Raw genomic sequence first — 11,614 nt, 5'->3', positions numbered from 1 at the left:
AGGCTGACGATGACGAAGTGGGACGAGACGTGCGACGTACTCGCTGTGGGATCAGGCGGCGGACTCACCGGCGCGTACACGGCAGCCCGCGAAGGCCTCGACGTCATTGCGATCGAAGCAACCGACAAGTACGGCGGAACAACGGCGTACTCGGGCGGCGGCGGAATGTGGTTCCCGTGCAACGCCGTTCTTCGTCGGGGCGGGGACGACGACACCATCGAGGATGCGCTGGAGTACTACCGATCAGTGGTGGGTGATCGTACGCCCGCCGACGTTCAGGAAGCCTACGTTCGAGGTGGCGCCGGGTTGATCGACTACCTCGAAGAGGACTCGAACTTCGAGTTTCAGATACTGCCGTGGCCCGACTACTTCGGTGAAGAGCCCAAGGCTCGAGCGAGTGGACGGCACATTGTTCCCAAGCCGATGAACGCGAACAAGCTGGGTGCCCTTCGTGATTCGCTTCGTCCGCCGCTGGCGACGGAACGGCTGGGGGAGGAGTTGCCGAAGTACCTCGTCGGCGGCCAGTCGTTGATCGGTCGATTCCTGTTGGCTCTTGCGGAACTCCCGAACGCCACCATGCACCTGAAGACCACTCTCGAGGAACTGGTTGTCGAGGACGGAGTGGTGGTCGGAGCCGTCGTCGACCGAGATGGTCGGCGTCGAACCATTCAGGCACGCAGAGGAGTGATCCTCGCCGCCGGTGGATTCGAGCAGAACGAGACCATGCGTGCCGAATTCGGTGTCCCCGGATCCGCTCTCGACACGATGGGCTGCCCCGGCAACCTCGGGAAGGCGCACCAGGCGGCGGTCGCCGCGGGTGCCGACACCGACCTGATGGGCGAGGCCTGGTGGTCGCCGGGACTCACCCATCCAGATGGGCGCTCCGCGTTTGCGCTGTGGTTCACCGGCGGAATCTTCGTGGACGACGACGGTCGTCGATTCGTCAACGAATCAGCGCCGTACGACCGCTTGGGTCGCGCTGTCATCGAACACATGCGGGCAGGGAAAGTAACCACGCCGTACTGGATGATCTACGACAACAGAGAAGGCGCAGTGCCGCCGGTGAAGGCACCCAACGTACCCATGGCACAGACGGAGCAGTATGTGGCTGCGGGGTTGTGGAAGAGTGCACAGACACTCGAAGACCTCGCTGCCCAGATCGATGTTCCCGCAGCGGAACTGGTGGAGACCGTGAAGCGATTCAACGCGTTTGCGGCGACTGGCGTCGACACGGACTTCGGTCGAGGAGACACTGCGTACGACCGCGCCTTCTCTGAGGGGGCTTCGCCGCTCGTACCGATCGATCAAGGGCCGTTTCACGCTGCCGCTTTCGGCATCTCCGACCTCGGGACCAAAGGTGGTCTACGGACCGACGCGACCGGGAGGGTGCTCAAAGCCGACGGTACGGCGATTGCCGGGTTGTACGCGGCGGGGAACACGATGGCAGCGGCCAGCGGGACTACGTACCCCGGCGGTGGAAACCCGATCGGAGCGAGCATGCTGTTCAGTCACTTGGCTGCACTCGACCTCGCGAAGCTGCCGTCTTGATCATCAGTCGCTCGTCTCGGGGATGTGGTCAGGCCTTGCCGAGTCCGGCGGCGATTCCCTTGTCCAGTTGGGTGAGCATTGCTGTACCCAACGACGAAAGCTGGGCGACCTGGCGATCGTCGAGGCCCTCGAAGAGGAGACCTTGAACTGAGGCGACGTGCGGCGGTGCGGCCGCGACCACCTTTGCCATTCCCTCATCGGTGAGCACTGCGTTGGAGCCGCGGCTGCCACGAATGACTTCCCGTTTCACCCAGCCGGCCTTCTCCATCTTCGTGATCACGTGCGAGAGGCGGGACAGGGACGCGTTCGCGCGCTGGGCCAGTACCGACAACTGGAGCTTGTGGTCGGGGGCGTCCGAGAGTGCCGCGAGTACGAAGTATTCGAAGTGTGTGAGTGCCGAATCGCGTTGTAGTTGAGTGTCGAGTGCGGCAGGCAACCGTGTCACGAGAGCGATCAGTGTCAGCCATGCTTCTTGCTGCTCGGCTGTGAGCCACTTCGTCTGAGACTGCGCGTCGGGCTGCGCGGTCGGTTCACTCATCGGTGACTTCTCCTTCGGGTCGAGCATTCTTCGTGCACGGAGCGTGCTTGTGTACAGCGTCTCAGACGCATGTCCAGAAGAATCCTGCGGGGAATAGTTGCGGGACGCAAGTGTTGAGTTCTATATTAGGTTGAATCTTCAACTTGCGACGAATGTCTATCCCGAGGAGTCCGTATGTCCACCACAACCATGCCTGCGCTGTATCTCAGCCACGGTGCTCCGCCGCTGGTGGACAGCGCGTTGTGGGTCGACCAGTTGGGGGCGTGGGCCGGCGACCTTCCGCGGCCGACGGCAATCCTCGTCGTATCGGCGCACTGGGAATCAGCACCGCTGACGATCGGATCGACGACCACGGGCACCCCGCTCATCTACGACTTCGGTGGTTTTCCCGAGAGGTTCTACCGCGCGAAGTACAACTCTCCCGGCGCTCCGGAACTCGCCGCCCAGGTTGCCGCGTTGATGCCGGACAACGAACGCGTGGTTCAGCAGCCGAATCGAGGCCTGGATCACGGTGCCTACGTGCCGCTCACGGTGATGTACCCGGACGCAGATATCCCGGTACTGCAAATTTCGCTGCCCACCCTCGATCCCGAGCGTTTGCTCCATCTCGGACAGCGCCTACGGCCACTCCGTGAGCAAGGTGTACTGATCGTGGGATCCGGATTCACCACGCACGGGCTACCGTTCCTGCGCGATCCGTCACCGGAGGCGCAGGCCCCGGGATGGTCGGCGGAATTCGACGCGTGGGCAGGGGAGAGGTTCGCTGCCGGTGACGTCGATTCCTTGATCGACTTCCGCGCTCAAGCTCCCGGGATGCCGTACGCGCATCCGACCATCGAGCACTTCGCCCCGTTGTTCGTCACGCTCGGTGCGTCATCCGATCCGGAACAGGTGCCCACCCAGGTGATCGACGGATTCTGGATGGGGCTTGCGAAGCGCTCGATTCAGGTCGCCTAGAGATTTCAAATCGCGCAGAGAATCAGGTCGCCCAGGTGGGTCAGCTTCGATTGCGAAGGAACTCGAGCGCCTGGTCGCCGTGGGTGTTGGCGCGTAGTTCACTCGAGATGACTTTGAGGACGGTGCGGTCGGTGTCGATCACGAAGGTCGAGCGTTTGACCGGAGCCAACTTGCCCAGGAGTCCGCGCTTGACGCCGAACTGTTCGGCTACCTTGCCGTCGGTGTCGGCGAGTAGGGGGTAGTCGAAGGATTGTGCGGTGGCAAAGGTGGACTGAGCTTCGACCGTATCGGTGCTGATGCCCGCTCGCGAAGCGCCCACCGCGGCGAATTCGCTGCCGAGGTCACGGAAGTGGCACGCCTCGGCGGTGCACACCGGCGTCGAGGCTGCCGGGTAGAAGAAGAGGACCAGGGGTCCGTTCTCGAGCAGGCTCGTCAGCGAGCGCGGAGTCCCGTCCTGGTCGGGCAGTGAGAAATCGGGAGCGAGTTGGCCTGGTTTCATTCGGCCGAGGTTACCCGCGCACGACGACCGTGTGGGGGAGCCTGGGATGATGGAGGCATGCACGGCGAGCCCACCTCCATGTCCGCACGGTCGTCCGACACCGCGATCGTCGGTGACGCGTCCGATTCCACCACGACCCGGGAGCAGTTCCGAGCTCTCGCAGCTGAGCACCGGGTCGTTCCGGTCACTCGGAAAGTGTTGGCGGACTCCGAAACTCCGCTCTCGGCGTACGAGAAGTTGGCCGGCAATCGTCCCGGCACCTTCTTGCTCGAGTCGGCCGAGAACGGTCGTTCGTGGTCGCGGTGGTCGTTCATCGGCGTCGGGAGTCCGGCTGCACTGACCGTCGTGGACGGAGAGGCGGCCTGGTACGGCAACGTTCCGGCCGGCGCTCCGGCCGGCGGCGACCCGATCGACGCGCTCGGTGCCACCCTCGAGCTGCTTCGTTCGGAGCGGCTGCCCGACCTGCCCCCGCTGACCGGCGGAATGGTCGGATTCCTCGGCTACGACGCGGTGCGGCGCCTCGAGAGATTGGGTGACTCCGCGGTCGACGACCTGCAGATCCCCGAAATGGTCATGCTGCTTGCCGCCGACATCGCCGCAGTCGATCACCACGAAGGGGCGATCACCCTCATCGCCAATGCCGTCAACTGGGACGGCACGGACGAGCGCGTCGACACGGCGTACGACGACGCAGTCGCCAGGTTGGACGCGATGACTCGTGCTCTCGCGGCGCCGGCGAAATCGACGGTGTCGACATTTTCGAAAGCGACTCCGAACTACCGTCGTCAGCGCACCACCGAGAGCTTCGGTGTCGATGTCGACAAGTTGATCGGCGACATCGAAGCGGGCGAGGCATTCCAGGTAGTTCTCTCGCAGCGATTCGAGATCGATTGCACTGCAGCACCGATCGACGTGTACCGGATGCTGCGAGCGTCGAACCCCAGCCCGTACATGTATCTGCTCAACGTGCCGAACGGTGATGGAGAGACGGCGTTTTCGATCGTCGGTTCGAGCCCTGAGGCACTGGTAACCGTCGCCGAGGGCGTCGCGACAACACACCCGATCGCTGGAACCAGATGGCGCGGTGCCACAGAGGAGGACGACATCCTGCTCGAGAAGGACCTCCTCGCCGACGAGAAGGAAAACTCCGAGCACCTCATGCTCGTCGATCTGGGGCGAAACGATCTGGGTCGTGTCTGTCGCCCGGGCACGGTGAAGGTGCACGACTACCGGCACATCGAGCGGTACAGCCACGTGATGCATCTCGTATCGACGGTCACCGGACATCTGGCCGAGGGAAAGCACGCTCTCGACGCCGTCACCGCATGCTTCCCCGCTGGAACCCTCTCGGGGGCACCCAAGGTCCGAGCGATGCAGCTGATCGAAGAACTGGAACCGACCAGGCGCGGTATCTACGGCGGCATCGTCGGCTACCTCGACTTCGCCGGCGACGCCGACACCGCGATCGCGATCCGAACGGCATTGATCAAGGACGGGATCGGATACGTCCAGGCGGGCGCCGGCGTCGTCGCCGACTCGGATCCGGTCTACGAGGACACCGAGGCCCGCAACAAGGCGATGGCAGTGCTGAGCGCGATTGCGTCGGCGCACACCCTGCGCACCATCGGAGGTGACGATCAGTGAGTGAGAACGAGTCGAGTGCAGCGGAGCCTACAAGCGTTTCTCGTGGCACCGCCGTGCCGAGAACGCTTCTGCTGGCGTTGTCGGCAGCAGCTCTGTGGGGCAGCTCACGAATGACGTGGGTTCATCTGACCTCGAGCGACGGCAAGACGCTGGAGAGGACGACGGATCTCGACGGCAGCACCTGGGCGGCGGCGATGACTCCGCTCGCGCTCGCGCTTCTGGCGGCGATCGCGGCGTCGTTTGCGGTGCGAGGTTGGGCACTTCGGGTAGTCGGACTGTTGGTTGCCCTCGTCGCCATCGCGGTAGCGGTTCCGGCAGTGCAGTTGTTGGTGTCCGGAGCCTCTGCGGACCGAGCGGTGGACTTGGCCGAGTTGTCCGGTCACCCGGAAGATCTCTCGACGACTGTTTCGGTATTGCCTGCCTTGCTTGCGTTGGTCGGAGCGGTGGCGGCGCTCGGCGCGGCGGTACTTCTGATGCGCAAACCTCCAGTGCGAGGCGGGTTGTCGTCGAAATACGACAACCCTGCCGCGCGCCGCGAGGCCGCAGCCAAGCTCGGTCAGGGAGACAAACCCGCATCGGACGAGCCTGTGACACAACGGATGTTGTGGGATGCGCTCGACGCCGGAGAGGACCCGACAGCGACTGACGGGGACGACGGAGTTGGGGGAGACAACGGCGCGAAACCGGGGTCGTCCCACTGAGTAAGACTGAACCCTCACCTGCGTGGGTACCCCGACGGAGTAGCAAAATTTCGTCCCACTAGGCTGAGACCACCCTGATGACGTATCTCACATCGGGCTCTTGCCCAGAAAGGATTCGGGCCACGATGACCGTACTCGACTCGATTCTCGACGGGGTGCGCGCTGATGTCGCCGCCCGCGAAGCCGTACTCGACTTCGCTGCAGTCAAGGCTGCTGCGGCCGCTGCACCGCCTGCACTCGATGCTGCAGCAGCACTTCTGGAATCGAGCATCGGCGTCATCGCCGAGGTCAAGCGAGCGAGCCCGTCAAAGGGTGCGTTGGCCGACATTGCCGATCCCGCTGAGCTTGCCGCGGCGTACCAAGCCGGTGGCGCACGCATCATCAGTGTTCTCACCGAAGAGCGCCGTTTTCACGGCTCGTTGGCCGACCTGGACGCAGTCCGTAAAGCGGTCACCATTCCGGTGCTCCGCAAGGACTTCATCGTGGGGCCGTACCAGATTCACGAGGCTCGCGCTCACGGCGCCGACGTCATCTTGCTGATCGTCGCGGCACTCGAGCAGCAGGCGCTCGCCTCGTTGATCGATCGCACCGAATCTCTGGGAATGACTGCCCTCGTCGAGGTGCACACGGAGGAAGAAGCCAACCGCGCGCTCGAAGCCGGCGCCAAGGTGATCGGTGTGAACGCCCGCAATCTCAAGACTCTCGAGGTGGACAAGAACACCTTCGGTCGCATCGCTCCCGGTCTTCCGACCGAGACGATCAAGATTGCCGAGTCCGGTGTTCGCGGAACTGCCGATCTGTTGGCGTACGCCGGGGCGGGCGCCGACGCAGTGCTCGTCGGTGAAGGCCTCGTGACCAGCGGCGACCCTCGCAAGGCCGTCGCAGATCTGGTCAATGCAGGTGCGCACCCGTCCTGCCCCAAACCGTCTCGATAAATCGCTTCACCCGCCCGGCGTGCTTTGATGCACCCGGGCGGTGACCAGCGACACCGTTGGGGCAGACTGGTGGGGTGACTTCACGTACTCAGGAACCAGGCTCCGGTGCAATATTCAAGGGCGGCAATCTGCCGCCGGCCAGCGCGGGACTCACCGAGCGCTCCCACGATCCCGACGCCGGAGGCCATTTCGGCGTCTACGGCGGACGGCATGTGCCGGAAGCCCTCATGGCGGTTATCGACGAAGTCACTGCGGAGTACGAAAAGGCTCGAGCGGACGACACGTTCTTGAACGAACTCGACCGCTTGCAGCGCGATTACACCGGGCGCCCGTCGCCGATTTTCGAGGCAACGCGAATGAGCGAGTTCGCCGGCGGTGCGCGCATCCTTCTCAAGCGTGAAGATCTGAACCACACCGGTTCTCACAAGATCAACAACGTTCTCGGTCAGGTTCTGCTGGCAAAGCGTATGGGCAAGACCCGCATCATCGCCGAGACCGGAGCGGGCCAGCACGGTGTGGCATCGGCAACCGCCTGTGCACTGCTCGGTCTCGAGTGCGTCATCTACATGGGTGCTGTCGACACCGAACGTCAAGCACTGAACGTCGCACGCATGCGCCTGCTCGGCGCGGAGGTCGTTTCGGTCGAGACCGGTTCGCGCACGCTCAAGGACGCGATCAACGAAGCCTTGCGCGACTGGGTTTCCCACGCGGACAACACCTATTACTGCTTCGGTACCGCGGCAGGCCCGCACCCGTTCCCCACCATCGTTCGGGACTTCCAGCGAGTGGTCGGCCTCGAAACACGCGTCCAGGTTCAGGCACTGACCGGCCGCCTGCCCGATGCAGTCACAGCCTGCGTCGGAGGCGGCTCCAACGCAATCGGAATCTTCCACCCGTTCATCGACGATCTGTCGGTACGGCTGGTTGGCTACGAAGCGGCCGGCGACGGTGTCGAAACCGGAAGGCATGCAGCAACGTTCGCCGGCGGTACCCCTGGTGCATTCCAGGGTGCCTACTCCTACCTCCTCCAGGACGAAGACGGTCAGACCATCGAATCGCACTCGATCTCTGCTGGTCTGGACTACCCGGGCGTCGGACCCGAGCACGCTTACCTGAGCGATATCGGGCGTGCGACCTACGAACCCGTCACCGACAGTGAAGCCATGGATGCGCTGCTGCTGCTCTCGCGCCGCGAGGGCATCATCCCGGCCATCGAATCGGCCCACGCCGTCGCCGGCGCACTCCGACTGGGCAAAGAACTCGGTGAGGGCGCGATCATCGTCGTCAATCTCTCCGGTCGCGGTGACAAGGACATGGACACCGCCGCAAGCTGGTTCGGTCTTTTCGACGGCGCCTCAGGTCAGGCAGCCGCTCCGGATGATGCAGCAGACGAGAACGACAACACGGAAGGCTCGGACAAGTGAGCGAACGACCATCACGCCTCGCACCCACCTTTGCCGCCTGCAAGGCTGACAAGCGTGCCGCCCTCGTCGGTTACCTGCCTGCCGGTTATCCGACCGTTCCCGAATCGATCGACGTGTTCAAGGCGATGGTCGACGGTGGCTGCGACATCATCGAAGTCGGTGTCGCGTATTCCGATCCGGTCATGGACGGTCCGACCATCCAGCGTGCAGCCGAAACTGCACTCACCAACGGCGTTCGCCTTCGCGACATCTTCACCGTGATCGAGCAGATCAGTTCGGTCGGCGGCAAGGCCGTCGTGATGACGTACTGGAACCCGGTACTGCAGTACGGCGTCGACAAGTTCGCACGAGACCTCGCTTCCGCCGGCGGGCTCGGACTGATCACCCCCAACCTCATTCCGGAAGAAGCTGGCGCCTGGATGGAAGCATCCGAGGAGCACCACCTCGACCGGATCTTCCTTGTCGCTCCGTCCTCGACGGAAGAACGACTCGCGATGACACTCGATGCGAGTAGTGGATTCATCTACGCGGCCTCGACGATGGGTGTCACCGGCGCTCGCGACGCCGTGTCTTCGATGGCTCCGGAACTGACCGCACGAATCCGCGCGCATTCCGACATTCCCGTCGGCGTCGGATTGGGAGTTCGCTCCGGCGCACAGGCTGCCGAAATCGCGGCATACGCCGATGCCGTCATCGTCGGCTCGGCTCTGGTCTCCGCGGTCGAGAACGGCCTGGGAGCGGTTCGCTCGCTCACCGAAGAACTCGCCGAGGGCGTCCGCTCGGCTACCGTGGCGTCGTGACCTCAACTGTGGACCTGCTGGCCTATATCCCCAGCCCGCCCCAAGGCGTCTGGTACGTCGGACCGGTGGCGCTTCGCGCCTACGCGCTCTTCATCATCCTCGGCATCATCGTCGCGATCGTGTGGGGAGATCGTCGTTGGGTCGCCCGCGGCGGCGAGAAGGGGACCGTTCTCGACATCGCGATCTGGGCCGTTCCCTTCGGTCTGATCGGTGGCAGGCTCTACCACGTTTTGACCGACTGGCCCGCCTATTTCGGCGAGAACGGTCAGCCACTCGACGCACTCAAGGTGTGGCAGGGAGGCCTCGGAATCTGGGGAGCAGTGTTCCTCGGCGGCATCGGTGCGTGGATCGGCTGCCGTCGACGCGGCATTCCGGTGTCCGCGCTCGGTGATGCGATTGCGCCCGGAATCTTGCTCGCGCAGGCCATCGGTCGTATCGGCAACTACTTCAACCAGGAGTTGTACGGTCGCGAGACCACCGTCCCATGGGGCCTCGAGATCTTCGAGCGTGTGAACTCTTCCGGCCAGCTCGATCAACTGGCAGGTGTCTCCAACGGAGAAGTCATTCGGGTCGTTCACCCGACGTTCCTCTACGAAGCTGTGTGGAACGTCCTGATCGTGATCCTGCTGGTCCTCGTCGACCGCCGATTCAAGATCGGCCACGGACGCCTGTTTGCTCTGTACGTCGCGGGCTATTGCCTGGGCCGGTTCGTCGTCGAACTGATGCGCGACGATTTCGCCTACGAGATCGCCGGCATTCGCGTCAACACATTCACTTCGGGGATCGTGTTCTTCGCCGCACTGGCTTACTTCTTCCTGGCGAAGAAGGGTCGTGAGGATCCGGCTGATTTGAAGTCGAAGGACTACGTCGCTGCGGTAGCTGCCGGCGAAGCAGGAGTCGCGGCGCCAGTTACCGAAACTGATTCGGCGAAGGCCGACGCGAAAGTCGCCGACGCTGAAGATTCTGAATCCGATGCTGCTGAATCCGCTTCCAGTGAGGCAAGCGCCTCCACGGCAGCGTCGGATGAGTCGTCGGACGCGGTGAAGCTGTCGAAGAAAGACAAGCCGTGACAGGTCCCTATTCGCAGGGGGGATTCCCCGAGGATCAGGGACCGGTCTACGGCGCGCCCAATCCGTACGGATATCAGCAGCCATTGCCGCCTCCATCGATGTACGGGTTCGGAGATCCCTACGCCCCGTACGGTCGGCACCCGGTAACCGGGGAACCGTATTCCGACAAGTCGAAGGCCACCGCTGGACTGTTGCAGATCTTGCTGGGCTTCTTCGGAATCTGTGGAGTCGGGCGCCTCTATATCGGAAGTGTCGGCATCGGATTGTGCCAACTGCTCGGCATGTTCTTCGCGCTGTTCATGTCGGCGTTCCTCATCGGAATTCCATTTGCGATCGGAATCTGGATCTGGGCGTTCGTCGACGGCATCGTGATACTTTCGGGCAATGCGCGGGACGGTGCTCGCCGGCCATTGCGAGGATGAGTCGCGAGCGCGAACCGAGGAAACATGTGTGGGGGACTGGCCTCGAGAAGGTCGAACCTTCTCGAAGTCCGATACAAAAGCTATTACGTACCGTCGTCGAATCGAAGGAAAGTACGTTGCCTAACTTGAACAAGAATCCGGAACCTTCCGAGTCGGGGGACTCGTCTGGATCACAGCCGCCGGTTCCACCGCAGTTCGGGTCGCCGTTCGACTACGACGCGACGGCGGATGCGTCGTTGACGGAAACCTCGGCACCCACCGAAAAGACGCCGTCGACGGAGACCACCGGCACCGGTCCAGGCTGGGACACGTATTCGGGAGTCGGAAACGGTCCGGGGTGGGGAAACCACCCCATCTACCCGCCGCCGACCGGAACCGAATCGACCACAGCGTTTCCCGCTGCCGATTCTGATTCCACCCCGAATCAGCCGACAGCGCCGTACACGTCGCAGGAAAGCTACGCCGCCCAGAACTATCCGGCGACCGACTATCCGGCGCCTGACTACTCGAGCCCGACCCAAACCCCGACGGACGGTCCCGTCTACGGTGCACCGGCAGATCAGACTCCGAATCCCTACGCGGCTCCGCCGCAGGGCTACCCCCAGCCGGGATACTCACAGCCGGGTTACGGTCAGCCTCAGGGGTACCCACAAGCTCAGGGTTATCCTCAGCCTGGCTACGGCCTGGTCGACCCGTCCGCACCATACGGACGTGACCCGATGACCGGTGAACCGTACTCGGACAAGTCGAAGACGACTGCCGGATTGCTGGGCATTCTGCTCGGCGGATTCGGTGCAGGACGTTTTTATCTCAACCAGCCCGGCATGGCTGTCGCACAGATCGCGGTCACTTGGTTGACGTGTGGAATCGGTGGCATCTGGCCGCTCATCGACGGAATCATGATGTTGACCGGCAGTGTGCGCGATCAGTACAACCGCCCTTTGCGTAGCTGATCGAAACGACCGTCGGCAAGTGTGACCCCCTGATGCCTCGGTATCAGGGGGTCACCGTTTTGCTCTCGCGACCTGCGGTTATGGGCTGATAAACTAGCGCACGTCGGCTGCATGTCCGCGTGG

Annotated in this window: 12 protein-coding genes; 10 read left to right on the top strand and 2 right to left on the bottom strand. The window is 63.3% G+C overall.

The features are described from left to right. Positions 1–9: 9 nt before the first annotated feature. Positions 10–1,548, top strand: a complete 1,539-nt coding sequence (locus RHP72_RS16185) for an FAD-binding protein (RefSeq protein ID WP_064689623.1) — start codon at positions 10–12, stop codon at positions 1,546–1,548. A 28-nt stretch (positions 1,549–1,576) separates the two neighbouring features. Here the strand turns inward: RHP72_RS16185 and RHP72_RS16180 are convergent, their stop codons facing one another. Further along, positions 1,577–2,086 carry a MarR family winged helix-turn-helix transcriptional regulator gene (locus tag RHP72_RS16180; protein ID WP_030536759.1) on the bottom strand — a complete coding sequence of 170 codons (510 nt, stop codon included), beginning with the start codon at positions 2,084–2,086 and terminating at the stop codon, positions 1,577–1,579. Between the two features lie 174 nt (positions 2,087–2,260). On the opposite strand from RHP72_RS16180, the gene RHP72_RS16175 reads away from it, so the two are divergent. Further along, a complete protein-coding gene (locus RHP72_RS16175) occupies positions 2,261–3,043 on the top strand; it encodes a dioxygenase (RefSeq protein ID WP_003944012.1) in 783 nt (260 codons plus the stop codon). 40 nt (positions 3,044–3,083) lie between these two features. On the opposite strand, the gene RHP72_RS16170 is transcribed toward RHP72_RS16175, so the two are convergent. After that, positions 3,084–3,542 (bottom strand): peroxiredoxin, encoded by a 459-nt coding sequence (locus tag RHP72_RS16170; RefSeq protein WP_007728696.1) that lies wholly within the window; start codon positions 3,540–3,542, stop codon positions 3,084–3,086. A 57-nt stretch (positions 3,543–3,599) separates the two neighbouring features. Here RHP72_RS16170 and RHP72_RS16165 point away from each other — a divergent pair, with 57 nt between their 5' ends. The 8 genes from RHP72_RS16165 (at position 3,600) to RHP72_RS16130 (ending at position 11,491) form a co-directional block, all read left to right on the top strand. After that, a complete protein-coding gene (locus RHP72_RS16165) occupies positions 3,600–5,186 on the top strand; it encodes an anthranilate synthase component I (protein ID WP_058227001.1) in 1,587 nt (528 codons plus the stop codon). Continuing rightward, positions 5,183–5,887 carry a TIGR02234 family membrane protein gene (locus tag RHP72_RS16160; RefSeq protein ID WP_162114712.1) on the top strand — a complete coding sequence of 235 codons (705 nt, stop codon included), beginning with the start codon at positions 5,183–5,185 and terminating at the stop codon, positions 5,885–5,887. Before RHP72_RS16165 ends, RHP72_RS16160 begins: the two co-directional genes overlap by 4 nt. A gap of 125 nt (positions 5,888–6,012) precedes the next feature. After that, positions 6,013–6,822 carry an indole-3-glycerol phosphate synthase TrpC gene (gene trpC, locus RHP72_RS16155; protein WP_003944016.1) on the top strand — a complete coding sequence of 270 codons (810 nt, stop codon included), beginning with the start codon at positions 6,013–6,015 and terminating at the stop codon, positions 6,820–6,822. Positions 6,823–6,896: 74 nt separating this feature from the next. Continuing rightward, entirely contained in the window at positions 6,897–8,246 is a 1,350-nt protein-coding gene (gene trpB, locus RHP72_RS16150) for a tryptophan synthase subunit beta (protein ID WP_007728699.1), read from the top strand. Then, entirely contained in the window at positions 8,243–9,046 is an 804-nt protein-coding gene (gene trpA / locus RHP72_RS16145) for a tryptophan synthase subunit alpha (protein ID WP_003944010.1), read from the top strand. The genes trpB and trpA overlap by 4 nt, the downstream gene beginning before the upstream one ends. Continuing rightward, positions 9,043–10,116, top strand: coding sequence for a prolipoprotein diacylglyceryl transferase (lgt, locus tag RHP72_RS16140; protein WP_180279703.1), 1,074 nt, complete (start codon positions 9,043–9,045; stop codon positions 10,114–10,116). The genes trpA and lgt overlap by 4 nt, the downstream gene beginning before the upstream one ends. Then, a complete protein-coding gene (locus RHP72_RS16135) occupies positions 10,113–10,538 on the top strand; it encodes a TM2 domain-containing protein (RefSeq protein ID WP_030536756.1) in 426 nt (141 codons plus the stop codon). The genes lgt and RHP72_RS16135 overlap by 4 nt, the downstream gene beginning before the upstream one ends. Positions 10,539–10,663: 125 nt before the next feature. Further along, on the top strand, positions 10,664–11,491 hold the full coding sequence (locus RHP72_RS16130; protein ID WP_047272252.1) for a TM2 domain-containing protein: 828 nt from the start codon (positions 10,664–10,666) through the stop codon (positions 11,489–11,491). Positions 11,492–11,614: the final 123 nt, after the last annotated feature.

This window comes from Rhodococcus sp. SG20037 (genome assembly GCF_031763325.1).
Classification (GTDB): Bacteria; Actinomycetota; Actinomycetes; order Mycobacteriales; family Mycobacteriaceae; genus Rhodococcus_F; species Rhodococcus_F qingshengii.
The sequence above is the reverse complement of the archived record's forward strand: the minus strand, read 5'-3'. Positions and strand labels throughout refer to the sequence as shown.